The sequence below is a fragment of the Kerstersia gyiorum genome (assembly GCF_004216755.1).
GTDB classification, from domain to species: Bacteria; Pseudomonadota; Gammaproteobacteria; order Burkholderiales; family Burkholderiaceae_B; genus Kerstersia; species Kerstersia gyiorum.
Genome location: NZ_SGWZ01000004.1, coordinates 343,277 through 361,579, shown reverse-complemented (window position 1 = coordinate 361,579; position 18,303 = coordinate 343,277). Strand labels below are relative to the sequence as shown.

Here is an 18,303-nt window from a genome sequence, read left to right as displayed (position 1 = left end):
GGCTGCGCCGCTGCAACAGCCGTATTCCAACTCTTGAAATTACCCCTGTTTTTTCCGTTCCGACACGGGCACAACGCCTGTAGCCGTCATTTCCGGCAGCACACCAAGATTATCCGGCATCGCGCACAGGCGCGGACAAGCCGCCGCAATCACAATAAAGGCTGCTCCATCCATTCAAGATCGAGAGAAGCCTTCATGAGTACGCAACCCAGTGCCCGCCCCGACAATCCAGTCGGCCACACGCCAGGCGCAGGAATTTCTCCCGCTGCCAGCGCAATCCAGCCCTTTACCCCAGACGGCGAAGCCCTGAGCTTCAAGCAATTGATCCGCATGGCACCCGGCACACTGGGCGTGGCAGTTGTACTGGCCATCCTGTCCGCCGTCTTCAGCATCCTGCCCTTCTGGCTGCTGTATCGCGTACTGGAACAGTTGCTGGCTCCCATTGCAGACATGCGCACAGTCTGGTTCAACCTGGGCGGCATGCTGGTGCTGCTGGCGCTGCGCTGGGCCTTGATGGCCGCCAGCCACATGCTGGCCCATAAAGGCGCCTTCACAGCCCAGCATCAGTTGCGCCTTGCGCTGGCCCGTCGCCTGGGGGAGGTCCCGCTCTCATTTTTCGCCAACCGTGGCTCGGGCAGCCTGCGCCGCACGTTGTCCGACGATGTCAACTCGCTGGAAGGCTTTCTTGCCCATATGCTGCCAGACGCAGCAGCGGCCGCTGCTGCGCCCCTGGCTGCGCTAGGCCTGCTTTTCGCGGTGGACTGGCGCCTGTCGCTGGCTGCGCTGGCACCGCTGCCCCTGGCCGTGCTGGCGCAGGCCTGGATGATGCGCCGTGCCGGTGAACGCATGGCCGAATGGAGCGCCCTGCAAAAACGCATCGCCAACCGCGTGGGCGAATATGTGCGCGGCGTGCATGTGGTGAAATCCTTCGGCCTGTCGTCACGTTCGTTCGCAGAACTGGCCGACGCCGTACGCGGCGCGGTGTATTGGGTGGCCGACTATTCCCGCAGCAGTTCCACAGGCTGGGTGATGTTCACCGGCCTGCTGGCCGCCAATATCGCTGTCGTCGCGCCTGTCGGCGCGTGGCTGCTGTTGGCCGGCAGCATCAGCATGCCGGTCTATCTGCTGTTCTTGCTGGTGGCGCCGTCGGTGCTTCTGCCGCTACTGCGGCTCACGTTCGCCATGGGTGAACAGATGCAGCGGGCCGAGGCCCTGGCCCGCATAGACGCCATCCTGCGCGCCCCCGCCCTGGCGGATACAAGCCGCGACGCAACGCTGCCCGGCCCCCCCCTGGCCCTGGCCTTCCACGATGTACGCCATCGCTATGGCACGCGTCTGGCCCTGGATGGCATCAGCTTCACCGCGCCCGCTGGCGGTCTGACCGCGCTGGTAGGGCCCAGCGGTTCCGGCAAAAGCACCGTCGCACGCCTGCTGCCCCGGTTGTACGAATATGAATCGGGACAGATCCAGGTTGGCGGGCTGGGCATCCGCGACTGGCCACTGGACGAACTGCTGGCGCGCATCGCCATCGTATTCCAGGAGGTGTACCTGTTCCATGGCAGCGTACGCGACAACCTGCTGCTGGCACGCCCCGGCGCCAGCGACGCCGACATGATCGCTGCCGCCAGGGCGGCGCGCGCACATGACTTCATCATGGCGCTGCCACAGGGCTACGATACCCAGCTCGGCGACCGTGGTGCGCGCCTGTCTGGCGGGGAACGCCAGCGGCTGTCCATCGCCCGCGCCCTGCTGAAAGACGCGCCCATCCTCGTGCTGGACGAAGCCACTTCCTACGCGGATGCGGAAAACGAAGTCCTGATGCAGGAAGCCATGGCCGCGCTGTGCCAGGGACGCACGGTGCTGATGATCGCTCATCGGCTGCACACCATCATGCATGCCGATCATATCGTCGTGCTGGATCACGGCCGCATCGCCGGCCAGGGCACCCATGCCGCGCTGCTGCGGGAATGCCCGCTTTATCACCAGCTCTGGCTGGACCACGAAGCCGCCCGCGACTGGACGCTGGCCACGGCCTTGCCGCAAGCTGAAGGAGGCCTGCAATCATGATTCGCGCACTCGTGCAATCCGGTTTCCGCCTGTCAGGTACCAGCGACCCACGCCTGTCTCAGGGCCTGGCCTGGGCCGTACTGGAAGGGCTGTTCGCTGCCGCCCCCTATCCTGTTCTCTATCTGCTGCTGCGCGATCTTTTCGCCGGGACCGCCACCACGGCGTCCGTCGCCTGGCAGGCAATCGCCATGGTGCTGTGCATCGCACTGCGCATTTTTGCCGGCACGCGCAGCATGCCGCTGATTTTTTCTGGCGCCTACGCCATGATGGGCGAAGCGCGCCTGCGCATTGCCGACCACCTGCGGCGCTTGCCCATGGGCTGGTTCGGTCGCCAGCGCGGTGGCGACCTGGGCGCCCGCCTGACGTCCGACCTGGAGCTGGTGGAAAACCTGTGGTCGCACTTTCTAGGGATTTTCATCGCTGGCCTGGCCATGCCGGCATTCCTGCTGGGCTTTTTGCTCTGGCTGGATTGGCGCCTGTCGATTGCGGTGATGGCGATGATTCCACTGGCCCTGGTGTCCCTGTGGTGGAGCCAGCGTGTCGCTGCCCGTCCGGGTGAGCAGTTCCTGGCAGCCAATGCCCAGGCCCAATCCGAACTGCTGGATTACATCCAGGGTATCGCTGTCATCCGAGGCTTCGGCCGCTTTGGCAGCGCATGGCACAAGCTGCGTCGTGCACTGGACCAGCAATTCGATGCTGCGCTGGCCGTGGAATGCCGCCCCGCACCCTGGATAGCTCTGTACGGGTTCATTCTGGAAACCGGTTTCGCACTGCTGATACTGGCCGGCGCCTGGCTGCTGCTGGACGGCACCCTGCGCCCTGACGTTCTGGTGCTATTTCTGGTGCTGGCGCTGCCGGTCTACCGCCAGCTGTACGAGCTGGGCCTCTCGACCCTGCTGCTGCGCTTTGCCAGCAGGGCCTTGGCGCGCATCGAGAACATCATGGCACAGCAACCGCTGCCCGAACCAGATGCTCCGCAGGAACCTGCGGGGCGCGACATCACCTTCGACCAGGTAAGCTTTACCTATGACGGCGAAACCACGCCCGCCCTGGTGCAGCTGAGCTGCCACATTCCCGCGCATGGCCTGACAGCCATCGTCGGCCCCAGCGGCGCCGGGAAAAGCACCCTGGTGCACCTGATCGGCCGGCTCTGGGATGTCGATACCGGTGCCATCCGCATGGGCGGCACGGACCTGCGCGATATAGGCACCGAACAATTGCACAGCCATATCGGCATGGTTTTCCAGGATGTCGTCCTGTTTTCGGGCAGCGTGCTGGACAATCTGCGCATCGGACGGCCAGACGCATCCCGCGAAACGGTAATCGCTGCGGCACGCCGGGCGCAGGCCCATGACTTCATCATGGCCCTGCCGCAGGGCTACGACACGCAACTGGACGAAGGCGGCGCCTCGCTGTCTGGCGGCGAGCGTCAGCGGCTGTCCATCGCCCGCGCCTTGTTGAAAGACGCGCCAGTCCTGCTGCTGGATGAAGCAACGGCAAGCGTGGACCCATCGGCGGAAGCACAAATCCAGCGCGCCATTGCCGAACTGGCACGAGGACGGACCATCATCGCCATCGCACACCGGCTGCGCAGCATCCGCCATGCCGACCATATTCTGGTCGTGGACGCAGGCAGGCTGGTGGAACAAGGCACGCACGATTCGCTGCTGGCACTGGATGGCATCTATGCCCGCCTCTGGCGCAGCCAACAGCAGGCGCAGGGCTGGACACTGGGCACGGCCGCCTGACCCAAGCCACGCTGCTGCCTGTGCTCGGCTTCGCTGCCGGGCACGGCCGGCCGCCCGCCGCATGGGCACAAATGGACACTGGCCCACGGCCCGCACCGAAAAAAGAAACCGTTAGACAGACAAAAAATAATCAATCTCGCGCGCCGGCACAAAGCAGACATGTAACAATGGCATCCTGGCATTTCCCCATTGTCTTATTGTCGACGCCCATATCACCATGCACACCGTAGAGATCATCCTACTGGTATTGATGCTCGGTGCCGTCACTGGCGTAGCCTCGCGCTACCTGACGGCCATCCCCCTGCCCCTGATCCAGATCACCATCGGTGCCTTGCTATCATGGCCGCAGGCGGGCCTGCATATCGGATTCGACCCTGAACTGTTCCTGCTGCTGTTCATTCCGCCATTGCTGTTCGCCGATGGCTGGCGCATTCCCAAGCGCGAGTTGTTCGGCCTGCATCGTCCTGTCCTGCTGCTGGCATTCGGCCTGGTGTTCATCACCGTGCTGGGCCTGGGTTATCTGATCCACTGGCTGCTGCCTTCCGTCCCGCTTTCCGTGGCCTTCGCCCTGGCTGCCGTCGTCTCGCCGACCGATGCGGTCGCGGTCTCTGCCATTACCCGCAATCTGGGCATGCCGCACAAGACCATGCACATCCTGGAAGGCGAATCCCTGCTCAACGATGCATCCGGCCTGGTGGCACTGAAATTTGCGCTGGCCGCGACCATCACCGGCTCGTTCTCGGCCCTGGACGCCGCACGCGACTTCGTCTGGATGTGCGTAGGCGGCCTGACGCTGGGCGCACTGATGGGCTGGGGCTTCAGCACGGCGCGCAAGAACATCACCCGCCGCCTGGGCGACATGGCCGCCACTCAGATGGTCCTGTTGCTGGTGCTGCTGCCGTTTGCCGTCTACCTGCTGGCGGAAGTGATTGGCACATCAGGCATCCTGGCCGCCGTAGCGGCTGGCATCACCACCAATATGGCAGACCTGGATCGCGGCGAATTCATCCATGAGCGCCTGCAGACGGACAGTACCTGGTCCATGGTGGAATCAGCTTTCAACGGTGCCATTTTCCTGCTGCTGGGCCTGCAATTGCCCACGATTTCCCGCACCATGATCGAGTCCAGTGACTACCCATGGTGGGAACTGACCGGCTTTGTCATCGTCATCGGGGCCGCACTGTTGCTGGTACGCTGGCTTTGGCTGACTTTCGTGGTTTATGGCCGCTTCTTCCGCACCCACTTGCCAGGCAAGCCGCCCGAGCAACCGCCGCAACGCTTGCTGGTGGCGACCACGTTCGCGGGCATCCGCGGCGCCGTGACGCTGGCGGCCGCGCTGTCCTTCCCCTTGATGCTCAACGCCAAGACTCCGTTCCCGGCGCGTGACCTGGTGGTATTTCTTTCTACCGGCGTCATCCTCTTCACCCTGGTTCTGGGCAGCGTGGCCCTGCCGCTGCTACTGCGCGGCCTGCCCAAGCCGACCGCCGACCATGCGGAAGAAGAAGAACGCCTGGCTCGTATCCAGGCCTGCCAGCAGGCCATCAGCAGCATGGCCATTACCGACGCCGAAATTGCGGCGCACGATGAAAAATGGCTGACGCAACACCAGGAAATCATCGGCCTGCTGACCAAGGAATACCGCCGCCGCATCGAAATGATGGAAGCCCACCAGGCCGAAGGCGAGGAGGATGCCGAAAGCAATGCCGACGGCACGACGGATTCGCGCGCGGTCATCGAGCGCAAGCAACGCTACATCATCGAACAGGAGCTGCGCCTGCGTGGCCTGCAGGCGGAACGGCGCGCCATCTATGCCCAACGCCGCAAAAACCTCATCAACGATGAAACCATGCGAGGCCTGGTACAGGAAATCGACATGGCGGAAATCAGCCTGAAGCGGCGCCTTGCCGCCAACCGCCGCCAGGTCGCCTGAGGCCTGGGCAGCCCCCCTACGTATTGGGCGGCATCTGCCTCGCAGTCCCCGGATGCATATCCTGCATTCGGCGGCTGCGCCACTATCCATCTGTTATCACTCTGCCCAGCGCGCACTGGCGCTGGGCAAACAATATGCCCTGAGCTTGTCGTCAGTGCTTTCCCGGCAGGCAAGCCGAAAGCCTGGCGCCTGCGTCACTCGCCGTTCTGGCAGCGCTGGAAAATAAAGCCGCTATCGCTTTCCAGCTGCTTCAACCAGGCCGGCACCTGCGCCGGCGGCAACGGGCGCGAGAAAAGATAACCTTGCGACACCGGACAGCGGTACGCCACCAACAATTCGCACTGGCCCCGGGTTTCCACCCCTTCGGCCACCACGGCCAGGCCCAGGCTGCGGCCAATACCAATCACTGCGGCAACCAGCGCCTGGAAACGTGGATCCTCCTGGCTCTTGCTGATGAAACTGCGGTCTATTTTGACCTCGGTCACCGGCAGGTTGACCAGGTTGGACAGGCTGGAAAAGCCGGTGCCGAAATCGTCCACCGACAAGCCGATGCCCAACTGCCGGATACGGTGCAGCAGATCCTGCATCTCCGGCGTCATCGCCATCATCGCGCTTTCGGTGATTTCGATGGTCAGGTCCGTGCCTGCCAGGCCGTATTCGTGCAACAGACCTGCCAGCATGTCGGGCAGATCACGATTGCGGAAATTGAATGGCGACAGATTGACAGCCACCGCAGGCACCGCCAACCCCTCGCTGCGCCACTGCGCCAGTTGGCGGCAGGCTTCGCGCAAGGCCCAGGCGCCAATGGCATCAATCTGCCCGATTTCCTCGGCCAGATTGATGAAACGTCCTGGTGGCACTTCGCCTAGCTTGGGATCGTGCCAGCGCGCCAGAGCTTCCATGCAATGCAGCTTGCCATTGGCGGTATAAACCTGCGGCTGATACGCCAGCGTCAGGGCGTTATCGGCAATGGCCCGCTTCAAGGCGGCACCCAGCAACAACCGGCTGCGTGCCAGCTGATTCATTTCGGGGCTGAAGAACTGATAAGCATCGCCGCCGGATTGCTTGGCGCGGTACATCGCATTCTTGGCATTATTGAACAGCGTATCGCGGTCCAGCTTGCCGTCCGGATAGTGACTAATGCCGATGCTGGCAGACATGCTCAGCTGGTGCCCGCCCAAATTGATGGGTGCGCGCACGGCGGCCAGCAGGCGCTCGGCCATCACTGCCGCGTGCCGGATGGTGCAACCGGGAATGACGATAACGAACAGGTCGCCTTCGGCACGGCACAGGAACTCCCCTGACTTCAACACGCGCTGCAGGGCATTGGCAATCTGTATCAAGGCATGATCGCCGGCCACATGGCCCAGCGTGCCATTGATATCCTGCAAGCGGTCGATATCCAGGCAGAAGAACCCCATTTCCTGCTCGGGCGACCGGCGCAGCAGCGCATCGACGTAATCATGCAGCCGACCGCGATTGGGCAGGCCCGTCAGTGAATCGGACTGCACCAGCCTGGCCATCTGCTGGCGGCTTTCCTCGCGCTCCACAGCCAGCGCGCACAAATGCACGCAGGCACTGATAATGCGTTCGTGCAATGCGGAAGGCCAGCGTGCGTCGCGCGAATAGAACGAAAACACTGCCGCCACGCTGCCGTCGCGCCGCTTGATCGGATACGACCAGCAGGCATGCAGGCCATGAGCCAGCGCCACTGCACGGAACTCCTTCCAGAGCGCATCCGTGGAAATATCGTAGGCCAGCACCCGCACGCCGCGGGCAGCGGCCGTCCCGCAACTGCCTGCGCCCTCTCCCACGGTTTGCCCGACGATGGCGCCGGTATAGCCTGGCGGCAGGTAGCTCATGAACCAGTCCTGCAGTGTGCCAGCCTCCTGGTCCACGGTCATCAAAGACGGCAGGACATCAGGCGCAATGCCATGCACCAGCTGGCACAGATACCGCCCCAATTCTTCGAAGGACATGCCGCTGGTCAGCGCCGCCAGCATATCCCGTTCGAGTTCCCGGATCTTCTGTTCCTGCGCCTGGTGCGCCTGCTCATGCGGCGACCAGAGCTGACAGCCGTCACCACCTTGCAGTTTTTTCCATGGTTCCAGCTTGGCTTCGTCGCACAGCACGCCACGGCACAGGCTGATCAGCAGGCTGCTGCCGTCACCGAGCTGCACGCGCGCCATCACCGCATTGATGTAGCTGCCGTCCTTGCGCGCCACACGCACATCCCGGCCTTGTGCCGAGCACATGGCATCGGCCTGTTCGCTGTCGATTTGCGCCGGTTGCAGGCTGCTAAACACCGCGCTGCCACAACGCAATGCCCCCGGCAGCAGGAATCCGGCATCACGCCCCATCACTTCTGAGCGCTCATAGCCCCAGAGCCGCTCGGACGCACGATTGAAAAAATAAATACGGCCCGCCTGGTCTATGAAGACCATGGACACCGCAGCCTCCTCCAGCCATGCCAGGGGAAGTCTTTCATCGCACGTACCAAAGTCTTCTTCTTTTTCCATTGATACGCTCTCTCTTGCAATCCAGCCGCGAAATACCTTAGAGCGAACCCAGAATCGTCCTAGCGGTTCAGCCGTACTGCGATTAGGCTGATTTATACACCAGGTGTTACAGCGATAGCCATCGTAGCAATTCGAGTTTTTGCACGTCTCTCGCATAGAAACGCATTAATATGCAGTTTTTGTATAGTTTTTCGGGACTTTCACGCATGGCTATAGGCAATAGTGACAGCATCAGCATGGCCGTTTTCTGCGATTTCGAGAATGTCGCCCTAGGCGTGCGCGATGCCCAATACGAGCAATTCGATATCCGTCCGGTGCTCGAGCGCCTGCTGGTGAAAGGCAGCATCGTGGTGAAAAAGGCCTACTGTGACTGGGAACGCTACAAGGGCTTCAAAAACGCCATGCACGAGGCCAATTTCGAGTTGATCGAAATTCCCCATGTGCGCCAATCAGGCAAGAACTCGGCAGATATCCGGCTTGTCGTGGATGCCCTGGACCTCTGTTACACCAAATCGCACGTCGATACCTTCGTCATCGTCAGTGGCGACTCCGATTTTTCTCCGCTGGTGTCCAAGCTGCGGGAAAATGCCAAGCAGGTGATCGGCGTGGGCGTGAAGCAATCCACCTCCGACCTGCTCATTGCCAACTGCGACGAATTCATTTTCTATGACGACCTGGTGCGCGAACAGGCACGCCGTAGCGGCCGCCAGAGCGGACGCGACAGCAGCCAGGCCAAACGCGGCGCCGGACAGGACGATGCCCGCCCGCGCCGTGAAGACCTGGAAACCCGGCGCGCCCAGGCGCTGGAAATCGCCATGGAAACCTATGATGCGCTGTCCTCGGAGCGCGGGGACGGCAGCAAGCTCTGGGCTTCCGTGCTGAAGGACGCCATCAAGCGCCGCCGCCCGGATTTCAATGAATCCTATTATGGCTTCCGCGCCTTCGGCAACCTGCTGGAAGAAGCGCAGGCGCGCGGCCTGCTGCGGGTTGGCCGCGACGAGCGCTCCGGCACCTATATCTGGCGTGACGGCAGTTCCGCCGGCACTGACCGCCATGCCGCCAGCGAGGAAGCGCCTGCCATCGACACAGGCAAACACGAAGGCGACAAGCGCCAGCAAGCGCGGACAAAAAACCGCCCAGCCCATTCCGGCAATCCGGACACCCAGGCAACGGTAGAGGCCTCGATACCGGCACCCGCTGCAAGCACGTCTGCAGCAGGCTCGACCAGCACCACCGCGGCTCCACAGGAAACCCCGCCACAGCCGGTGCCCCCCCATGCACCGGGCCGCCAGTCCAGCCGCCAAGCAACCGGCCGGCGCCGCAACGGCGGTAAGACTGGCAACGAGGCACAGCCTGATGCAGGCGCATCGGCTAGCCCAGCGGTAGATGCCGCTAACAGGGCAACGGCCAGCAGCGGTGTCGCCCCCTCCCTTGTCGGCCAACCGACACCCGACCATGCCAGCCAGCCAGCCGTGAACCCTGGTGACAGCAGCAGCGTGGGCGCTGGTGCTCATCCTGGCGGCACTGATACCCCCCAACGTTTGAGTGAACCTGGCGCCGCCCCTGACAGCCGCACAAGCGACGCAGCCCAGGCCGCAAGCCTGGCCGACGATGCCGTCAAGTCCAGGCCTGCGGCCAGATCCCACCGGGCAGGCAGTGCCGCCAAAACCGCCAAGGCAAGCGCTGCCACAGAAGCGGCCGAGGCAGCACCGGGCAATCGAACATCAAAAGCGCCAGCCAAAAAGCCCCAGGCAAGCCGGACCCGCACGGATGCCACGGCAGCGACCTCCGGCGCCACAGGCGCCGGGAAGGAAGCCAGGCAACCTGCCCAGGGAACAAGCGCGGGCGTGTCACTGGCCGCAGACGCGGCAGCCGCCACCGCCGGTAATGCAGGCGACCCGGCTGTGGCCGCCACGGAGAAAAGAACCAGTCGGCGCAAGCCACGTGCTACCAAGACGGCCAGCCATACCCCCCAGGATTGAAACCTGGGCCTCTCGTCCTCCCGCAGCATCACGCGACGCGTTATGCTTTCAGCTCCGCGCCAGGCGCCGAACCCGAATCCGACCCGTAATGGAATTCTTCAGCTACATCAGCGATTTTTTCGTCTATCTTTTCGACTTCATCCTGCATATAGATGCACACCTGGCGGAGCTGATACGCGACTACGGTGTTTGGGTCTACCTGATCCTGTTCCTGATCATCTTTTGCGAAACCGGCCTGGTCGTCACCCCGTTCCTGCCGGGCGATTCGCTGTTGTTCATGACAGGCGCCTTCGCCGCACTGCCGGATACCCCGCTGAATGTGCACGGTATTGCGTTGTTACTACTGGCCGCTGCCATCCTGGGCGATACGGTGAACTACACCATCGGCAAATATTTCGGCGCCAAGCTGTTCAGCAACCCTGATTCCAGGCTGTTCAAGCGCAGCCATCTCATGCTGGCAGAACAGTTCTACCAGCGCCATGGCCGCTCCACTATCATCATTGCGCGCTTCGCGCCCATCGTGCGCACCTTTGCCCCCTTCGTGGCAGGCATGAGCCGCATGCACTATCGCACTTTCATGCTGTTCAACATGCTGGGCGCCGTGCTCTGGGTGGTGCTGTTCGTCTACGCGGGCTACCTGTTCGGCAACTTGCCCATCGTGCGTGACAACCTGACCTTGCTGGCACTGGCCATCATCGCCATTTCCGTCCTGCTGCCCATGGCCCAGGTCTGGATCCAGCGCCGCCGCGGCCGCAAGCTGATGCAAGCGGCCAACAACCAGCCGGACTGAAACACAGGACAGGCTGCCTGCGGGCAAACAGCTCGCAGGCAGACCCTGAGTTCCTGACAAAGAGATCAGACGGCGTTGGCCAGCGCCATCCGGTACTCAATGATGCCTGGCTTATCGGCCACCCAGTCGTACAGACGCTGCGCGGTACGGTTGGTTTCCTGCGTATGCCAGTAGAGCCGCTCACACTGCCGCGCCCTGGCTTGCGCTTGCACATACTCGATCAGCGCCTTGCCAATTTGCCGTCCGCGAGCATTCGGATCGACGTAGAGGTCTTCCAGGTAGCAATAATCGTTCTGCCCCCAGGTCGAACGGTGATAAAGAAAGTTGACGAAGCCATGAATCCGCCCGCCTTGCGCAGCCACGGCGCAGTACACGGGCTCGTCAGGGTCAAAGAACCGGTTCCAGGTCGTTCGGGTCACTTCCAGGCCCAGCTGCACACCATAGAAAGTCTGGTAGCCGTTCCAGTAGGCAAGCCACTGCTCGTAGTCGTCCTGGGTAGCCGGGCGGACAGTAAGCCCTGTTTGTGCTGCACTCATCGCTGCAAAATCCTCGTTGCTGTTTGCTGTCATCTGGAACAGGCGGCACCCCTATCGCACCGGCCTGTGCCTGTCCGTGTTCTTCAGCTATCGGCTTGCCGACATGAAGAACAGGATTTATAACGTCGCAGCGGACTGAGCAACCGTACCAGTTTCAACGATTAATACAGACCACCTTGTTGGCAGAAGCCTGAATCGCGGCCCATGCAGAATACAGCGTCAATGCGCAAGCAATAGGCATCATATCGGCATTCTGTTGGCAACCAACGCGCAGCCAAAACACAAGCAATAGAAACGGATCAACATCCAAATAGACAGCCATTGCCTCTATCTATTGCGCCCAGTTGGCTGCCACCTGCCGGCAGCACCACGAAGCCAGGCCAGCAAACAAATTGGCCTGGCCGCACATGACGGCCAGGCCAAGGACACTGCCATGCGCCTCCCGGGGCCGGGAAGGCGCAGTATTTAATGGGTTGCACGCAGCAGCCGCAGCCCGTTGAACACCACCAACAGGCTGGCGCCCATGTCGGCAAAGACAGCCATCCACATGCTGGCCTCACCTGCAATGGCCAGCGCCAGGAACACCACCTTGATGCCCAGGGCCAGGCCTATGTTCTGCCAAAGCACTCTGGCCGTGCGGCGTGCCAGCCTGATGAAATAGGGCAATTTGCGCAAGTCATCATCCATCAATGCCACGTCCGCCGTTTCCATGGCGGTATCGGAACCTGCGGCCCCCATGGCGAAACCGATGTCTGCCTGGGCCAAGGCCGGCGCATCGTTAATGCCGTCGCCCACCATGCCGACCACCCTGCCACGTTCCTGCAACCCGCGCACCGTGCTCAGTTTATCTTCCGGCAGCTGGTCGCCACGGGCGTCGTCGATGCCGGCTTCCCGGGCGATGGCTTGCGCCACATGCTGGTTGTCGCCGCTCAGCATCAGGGTGGAAACGCCCAATTCATGCAATTGTCCGATCGCCTCGCGGCTGGTGGCGCGCAGGGTATCGGCCACGCCAAACAGGGCCAGCATCTGCGTGCCGGAGGCCAGCGCCACAACGGTCTTGCCTTCGCTGGCCAGCGCATCCATGGCGCCCTGGGCCGCCGTATCCACCACCCCGCCCGCAGCCATCAGTTTCCAATTGCCCAGTCGGTAACCCCGGCCACCGATGATGCCTTGCGTCCCTTGCCCGCTGACCGCTTCAAAGCCTTCCACCTGTTGCAGCGCCAGGCCGCGTTCCGCAGCATGACGCGCCACTGCCTGCGACACCGGGTGATCCGACAGGCTGGCCAGGCTGGCCGCCAGCGCCAACATGCCATCACTCTGTGCAGCATCGGCAGGCGCAGACATCGTCATGCCGTCATGCACCTGGATATCGGTCAGCGCCGGCTTGCCGTGGGTCAGCGTACCGGTCTTGTCCAGCGCCACCCAGAACAGCTTGCGGCCCTGCTCCAGGAATACGCCGCCCTTGATCAGCACCCCCACGCGAGCCGCCGCCGCCAGGCCGCTGACAATCGTGACCGGCGTGGAAATCACCAGCGCGCACGGGCACGCAATGACCAGCAGCACCAACGCACGGTAGATCCAGTCCATCCAGGCGCCGCCCAGCAGCAAGGGCGGCAGGATCGCAACCAGCAGCGCAATGACGAACACGGCCGGCGTATAGATGCGGGCAAAGCGGTCCACAAAACGCTGGGTCGGCGCACGGCTGGCCTGTGCTCCTTCAACCACAGCGATAATGCGTGCCAGCTTGGAGCCATCTGCGGGCGCCGTGCTGCGGTAGATCACCAGCGTTGATGTATTGATGCTGCCGGCAAATACGCTATCGCCTGGCCCTTTTTCCACCGGCAGGCTCTCACCGGTAATGGGTGACTGATCCAGCGCGGCCTGGCCTTCGACGATTTCGCCATCCAGCGCGATACGCTCACCCGGACGGGCCCGCACCAGGCTGCCCACCGGCACCTGCGCAGCCTCCCGCGACAGCCAGCTGCCGTCCGCCTGCTGTACATCCACCGTTTCCGGCGCAATATCCATCAAAGTGCGTACGGCATTGCGGGCCCGTTCCAGCGAACGTTCCTCGATCAGTTCGGCCAATGTGAACAGGAACATCACCATGGCGGCTTCCGGCCACTGGCCGATCAGAACAGCGCCCGTGACGGCCACTGTCATCAGGGCGTTCATGTTCAGGTCCAGGCGCACCAGTGCCGCCAGGCCTGCCTTATAGGTCGAAAATCCACTGCACGCGATGGCAACCACGGCCAGCAGCAACACCAGCCAATTGCCATCGCCCAAGGTCCAGTGGGCAATTTCAGAACCCAGTGCTGCCGCGCCGGCTACCCACAGCAGCCAGCCGAAACCAGCGCCATGCCCGTGGCCACCATGGTCGCAACATGCCAATGCATCACCACCGCCTTCCGCTGCACATGTCGCGCCTGCAACGCTCCCCCCAGGCGCGCAGCAGGCATCGGCACGTGCATGGTCGTGGTCGTGCTGCACCGTGCCATGCGCATGCCCTTCATGGGTTTGGCCATGATCGTGAGAATGATCGTGCTGGCCGTGCCTGGCCGCCTGGGCTTGAATCTTGTCCATAGCATGCATCCTGCTTGCAGTTTGATCTTGCCCCCATTACAAACCCTATAGTGGCTACAGGGTCAAGCGCTATAATGAGAACCATGGAAAAGGTGGCGGCAAAGCAGGCCATATATGCAGGCGGCCTGCCGCTCGGCTGCCCTGCAGCCCCACTGCCAAGCGTGTTAACGCCATGGAGGATGTCATGAAAATCGGCCAGCTCGCCCAGCACACCGGCTGTGGCGTGGAAACCATCCGCTACTACGAACAAATCGGTCTGCTGCCGCCGCCCCAGCGCAACAGCAGCAACTATCGGGTCTATGGGGCGGAGCATCATGAACGGCTGCTGTTCATCCGCCACTGCCGATCACTGGATATGTCGCTCGATGAAATCCGCGCCTTGCTGGATTTGCGCGAAGAGCCGCGCCAAGGGTGTCTGCAGGTCAACACGCTACTGGACCGGCACATAGAGGAAATCGAACAGCGCATGGCGGCGCTGAGTGATCTGCGCGCGCGCCTGGACAGTTTGCGGCGTCAGTGCAATGGCGACCATCCGGTAGAGGAATGCGCCATCATTCAAGGGCTTTCCCATTGCGCCCAATGTGATGGCGACCCAAGGGCGCATAGTCAACAAACCGTACACGTACATCCATAAATACCCTGTTGCTGCCTCGTCTGCGCAGACAGCCCCGGCCAATACGCGGGATAATGCCACCGTTGCGCGCCAGCCCAGTGCCAGTGCCGCTTGAACCCGCCTTGCCCGGAATCCAAGGATGCTCAATCCCCTTGCGCCCAGAATCAATCTTCGCCGCCTGATCCTTTTTCTCTCCCTGATCAGCGCTTTTGCCGCACTGGTCAGTACCTTTCATTCCGGTTATGCCGTCCAGCGCCAGCAATTGATCGACCAAACGCTGGAAAGCAGTTATCTGTACGCCAACAAGCTGGCCACCAGCACCAATGAGTTCCTGGTTTCATCACTGCAGCAATTGCATGTCGCGGCCAAACTGCTTGCCACCCATATGGAACAACCCGCGTATCTGGGAGTGGAAGCCACCCGGTTGCATACGCAAACCGACAGCTTTAATTCCGTCGTCATTACCGACGCTGATGGCGATGTACTGGCGACTTCGCCCAACACACTGGGGCTCATCGGACGCCGTCTTAACACACCAGGTATCCACGAAGCCCTGGAACTGCGTCAACCGCTCATCAGCGAACCTTACCTTTCCACTGTCGGCAATTTCCTGGTCTTCATATCACAACCGGTTTTCGGAAGCGACGGCAGTTTCCTGGGTACCGTGGGCGGCTCCATCTACCTGAAACAGGACAGCATCCTGAACCGCCTGCTGGGCACGCATTATTACCGGGATGGCTCCTACCTCTATGTCGTTGACCGGCACGGCACCATCCTTTATCACCCGGACAATGTGCGTGTAGGCGAAACCGTCCAACACAACGCCACTGTTGCAAACCTGCTGCGGGAACAATCCGGCAGCGCCGTGATCACCAACAGCCGGGGCGTGGAAATGATCACCGGCTACGCCGTCATGCCGCTGACCGATTGGGGTATCGTCGCCCAGCGGCCGCTCACGGCAACGCTTGCTCCACTCGACGCGCTGATGCGCAAAATGCTGTTTCGCACCATTCCTTTCGCCATCATCATTTTCCTGGTGATCTGGTGGTGCGCCAGCAAGGTGTCGCAGCCTTTGCAATTACTTGCCAACGAAGCCGGGAACATGGAAGACCCGAACACCGGCAACAAGATCAAGCGGGTGCAATCCTGGTACTTCGAAGCCCAGGAACTCAAACGCGTCATGCTGCTGGGCATCACCCTGCTGAACCAGAAAATCAACAAGTTGCGCGAAGATGCAGAAACCGACCCGCTGACGCGGCTGCCCAATCGCCGCAGCCTCGATACCGCGCTCGCGCGCAGCCGCCAGACCGGTCAGGGTTTTTCCATCATTTCCGTCGATATCGACCACTTCAAACGGGTCAATGACACCTATGGCCACGATGCTGGCGACGCCGTGCTGCAAACCCTGGCTCACGAAATGCTGCAGTCATCCCGGCACATGGACCTGCCCTGCCGTGTTGGCGGTGAGGAATTCCTGATCTTCCTGCCCAATACCAGCAAAGCGCTGGCGGGCCAGGTGGCGGAGCGCCTGCGCCAGCGGATAGCAACCCTTGAATTCACCACCGTCGGCCACATCACGATTTCGCTGGGGGTGGCCTGTTGGCCGGAAGATGATGCCGATATCGGCGCAGTCCTGAAGTATGCCGACCGCATGCTGTATCAGGCCAAGCACAATGGCCGCAACCGTGTCGAAGTGCATGGGCAGGCCGCGCCGGCATTGCATCCTACAGGCATTGTTTCCTGAGGCCGCCCGGCCGCCCTGCGCCGCAAGGGCCGCCGATACCTGGAGGTGGGGACTGACCTTCAGGCCTGGCGGATCTGCCGCAACAGGCCGGCCGTGGAAACATCCGTTCCACTGGCATCTTCCTGCGTGGCCCGGATGCGCGCCAGCGTTTCAGTGGCAATGCGCTTGCCCATTTCCACGCCCCACTGGTCGAACGGATTGATGCCCCAGATGACTGATTGCACAAACACCTTATGCTCATACATGGCAACCAGGGCGCCGAGGCTGTATGGCGACAGTTCATCGAGCAGCAGCGTGGAGCAGGCCTGATTGCCGCGATAGCGCATGTGCACCGGCAAATCCGTCACCGCGCCCGGCAATGCGGCATCGCCCAGGGCCAGCAGGCGAGACTGTGCCAGGCAATTGGCCAGTGCCAGCTCATGCTGCGCCACCAGCTCGCGCATGGCCTCGGTATACGCCTGTTCGCGATAGCGCCTTACCGGCACGATGAAATCGCAAGCCACAGCTTCGGTCCCCTGGTGCAGCAGCTGATAAAAAGCGTGCTGCGCATTGGGGCCCACGCCCCCCCAGATAATGGGGCAAGTCGCCCGGCTGACGGGCTTGCCATCCCGGCCGATGCTCTTGCCGTTGGACTCCATTTCCAGCTGTTCCAGATAAGCCGGCAAATGGTGCAAACGCCCGTCGTAAGGCAAGACAGCCAGGGCATGCACTCCCAGCGCATTGATATTCCAGACACCGATCAAGGCCATCAGCACCGGCAGGTTTTCGCGCCAGGGAGCATGACGGAAATGCTCATCCATATCGCGGGCGCCGCGCAACAGACTGCGGAAACCATCCATGCCCAGCGCCAGCGCAATGGGCAGGCCGATTGCCGACCACAGTGAAAACCGGCCGCCGACCCAATCCCAGATACGCAACTGGTTTTCCCGTGGGATGCCCCACTGCGTCATTTTCTCCGGCACGGCCGACACGCCGATGAAATGGCAGCGTAACAGCCCTTCCATATTGCCCAGCGAGCGGCGCAGCCAATGCAAGGCGGTATCGGCATTGGCCAGGGTATCCACCGTGGTAAATGACTTGGAGGAAATAATGAACAGCGTGGTATGCGGATTGAGCGTGCGCAGCAGATAAGCCAGCTGGCTGCCATCCATGGTGGACGCAAAATGCAGGCGCACCGGCGTATCACCGAAATCAGCCGCCAGGGCGCGGCTTACCATCTGCGGCCCTAGATCTGACCCCCCAACACCAATATTCACGACATTGGTGATTGCTTCACCCGTCACGCCGCGCCACTGGCCGGCATGCACCTTGCGCACGATGCGTTCCATGTGGCGCAACTGTTCATGCACCTGAGCGCCTATGTCCTCGCCATCCAACACGCAGGGCACGTCTTCCGGCACACGCAAGGCCCAGTGCAGCGCGGCACGCTGTTCGGTGGCATTGACCGGCGCGCCGCCAAACAGTTGGCCCATCCAATGTTCCAGCCCGCTTTCACGCGCAACTTCGCACAGCAGGTCCAGGGTCTGCGGCAGCAGGCGCTGCTTGGAATAGTCGAACAGCAGTGGGCCAAAGCGGCAATGCAAGGCATCAAAGCGCGCCGGATCTCCGGCGAACAGTGATGCAATATGGCGCCCCTTCATGTCCAGCGCATGCTGCAGCAATGCGTTCCAGCTCATATCAATTCATATCCTAAGTTGCACGCGCCCAGCGTCGCGGCAATATCGTTCCCGGTGAAAAGCGTCAGCCCAAGGACCGGTGCTTCTCCGCCACCCTATGGAGACGCCTGTGGCG

Annotated in this window: 11 protein-coding genes; 7 read left to right on the top strand and 4 right to left on the bottom strand. The window is 62.0% G+C overall.

Translation table 11 applies throughout. The annotated features are described in order from the left end of the window. Positions 1 to 195 precede the first annotated feature (195 nt). The 3 genes from EV679_RS13525 (at position 196) to EV679_RS13515 (ending at position 5,745) form a co-directional block, all read left to right on the top strand. The gene (locus EV679_RS13525; protein ID WP_130487499.1) at positions 196 to 2,067 is read left to right on the top strand and encodes an ABC transporter ATP-binding protein; all 1,872 of its coding nucleotides are present in this window, start codon (positions 196 to 198) and stop codon (positions 2,065 to 2,067) included. Then, on the top strand, positions 2,064 to 3,815 hold the full coding sequence (locus EV679_RS13520) for an ABC transporter ATP-binding protein (protein WP_130487498.1): 1,752 nt from the start codon (positions 2,064 to 2,066) through the stop codon (positions 3,813 to 3,815). Before EV679_RS13525 ends, EV679_RS13520 begins: the two co-directional genes overlap by 4 nt. 217 nt (positions 3,816 to 4,032) lie before the next feature. Continuing rightward, positions 4,033 to 5,745, top strand: coding sequence for a Na+/H+ antiporter (locus EV679_RS13515; RefSeq protein WP_068369666.1), 1,713 nt, complete (start codon positions 4,033 to 4,035; stop codon positions 5,743 to 5,745). A 194-nt stretch (positions 5,746 to 5,939) separates the two neighbouring features. On the opposite strand, the gene EV679_RS13510 is transcribed toward EV679_RS13515, so the two are convergent. Beyond that, positions 5,940 to 8,264 (bottom strand): EAL domain-containing protein, encoded by a 2,325-nt coding sequence (locus EV679_RS13510; protein ID WP_068369674.1) that lies wholly within the window; start codon positions 8,262 to 8,264, stop codon positions 5,940 to 5,942. Positions 8,265 to 8,470: 206 nt separating this feature from the next. Between EV679_RS13510 and EV679_RS13505 the strand changes: the two genes are divergently transcribed. Beyond that, the gene (locus EV679_RS13505) at positions 8,471 to 10,246 is read left to right on the top strand and encodes an NYN domain-containing protein (protein WP_130487497.1); all 1,776 of its coding nucleotides are present in this window, start codon (positions 8,471 to 8,473) and stop codon (positions 10,244 to 10,246) included. 88 nt (positions 10,247 to 10,334) lie between these two features. Then, on the top strand, positions 10,335 to 11,036 hold the full coding sequence (locus tag EV679_RS13500) for a DedA family protein (RefSeq protein WP_068369680.1): 702 nt from the start codon (positions 10,335 to 10,337) through the stop codon (positions 11,034 to 11,036). A 65-nt stretch (positions 11,037 to 11,101) separates the two neighbouring features. Here the strand turns inward: EV679_RS13500 and EV679_RS13495 are convergent, their stop codons facing one another. Further along, a complete protein-coding gene (locus EV679_RS13495; RefSeq protein ID WP_068370053.1) occupies positions 11,102 to 11,572 on the bottom strand; it encodes a GNAT family N-acetyltransferase in 471 nt (156 codons plus the stop codon). Positions 11,573 to 12,037: 465 nt separating this feature from the next. Continuing rightward, a complete protein-coding gene (locus EV679_RS13490) occupies positions 12,038 to 14,155 on the bottom strand; it encodes a heavy metal translocating P-type ATPase (protein ID WP_242611497.1) in 2,118 nt (705 codons plus the stop codon). A 184-nt stretch (positions 14,156 to 14,339) separates the two neighbouring features. Here EV679_RS13490 and cadR point away from each other — a divergent pair, with 184 nt between their 5' ends. Both cadR and EV679_RS13480 read left to right on the top strand, forming a co-directional pair. Beyond that, positions 14,340 to 14,789: a Cd(II)/Pb(II)-responsive transcriptional regulator gene (gene cadR / locus EV679_RS13485; RefSeq protein WP_415358631.1), complete on the top strand. Its 450-nt coding sequence runs from the start codon at positions 14,340 to 14,342 to the stop codon at positions 14,787 to 14,789. Between the two features lie 118 nt (positions 14,790 to 14,907). After that, positions 14,908 to 16,512 (top strand): sensor domain-containing diguanylate cyclase, encoded by a 1,605-nt coding sequence (locus EV679_RS13480; RefSeq protein WP_130487494.1) that lies wholly within the window; start codon positions 14,908 to 14,910, stop codon positions 16,510 to 16,512. A 59-nt stretch (positions 16,513 to 16,571) separates the two neighbouring features. On the opposite strand, the gene pgi is transcribed toward EV679_RS13480, so the two are convergent. Beyond that, positions 16,572 to 18,188 carry a glucose-6-phosphate isomerase gene (pgi, locus tag EV679_RS13475; RefSeq protein WP_068369692.1) on the bottom strand — a complete coding sequence of 539 codons (1,617 nt, stop codon included), beginning with the start codon at positions 18,186 to 18,188 and terminating at the stop codon, positions 16,572 to 16,574. Positions 18,189 to 18,303: the final 115 nt, after the last annotated feature.

What these genes read in the sequence shown, in the direction of transcription:
- EV679_RS13525 (WP_130487499.1), top strand. Translation starts at nt 196, where the DNA reads ATGAGTACGCAACCCAGTGCCCGCCCCGACAATCCAGTCGGCCACACG.
- EV679_RS13520 (WP_130487498.1), top strand. Translation starts at nt 2,064, where the DNA reads ATGATTCGCGCACTCGTGCAATCCGGTTTCCGCCTGTCAGGTACCAGC.
- EV679_RS13515 (WP_068369666.1), top strand. Translation starts at nt 4,033, where the DNA reads ATGCACACCGTAGAGATCATCCTACTGGTATTGATGCTCGGTGCCGTC.
- EV679_RS13510 (WP_068369674.1), bottom strand. Translation starts at nt 8,264, where the DNA reads ATGGAAAAAGAAGAAGACTTTGGTACGTGCGATGAAAGACTTCCCCTG.
- EV679_RS13505 (WP_130487497.1), top strand. Translation starts at nt 8,471, where the DNA reads ATGGCTATAGGCAATAGTGACAGCATCAGCATGGCCGTTTTCTGCGAT.
- EV679_RS13500 (WP_068369680.1), top strand. Translation starts at nt 10,335, where the DNA reads ATGGAATTCTTCAGCTACATCAGCGATTTTTTCGTCTATCTTTTCGAC.
- EV679_RS13495 (WP_068370053.1), bottom strand. Translation starts at nt 11,572, where the DNA reads ATGAGTGCAGCACAAACAGGGCTTACTGTCCGCCCGGCTACCCAGGAC.
- EV679_RS13490 (WP_242611497.1), bottom strand. Translation starts at nt 14,155, where the DNA reads ATGGACAAGATTCAAGCCCAGGCGGCCAGGCACGGCCAGCACGATCAT.
- cadR (WP_415358631.1), top strand. Translation starts at nt 14,340, where the DNA reads ATGAAAATCGGCCAGCTCGCCCAGCACACCGGCTGTGGCGTGGAAACC.
- EV679_RS13480 (WP_130487494.1), top strand. Translation starts at nt 14,908, where the DNA reads ATGCTCAATCCCCTTGCGCCCAGAATCAATCTTCGCCGCCTGATCCTT.
- pgi (WP_068369692.1), bottom strand. Translation starts at nt 18,188, where the DNA reads ATGAGCTGGAACGCATTGCTGCAGCATGCGCTGGACATGAAGGGGCGC.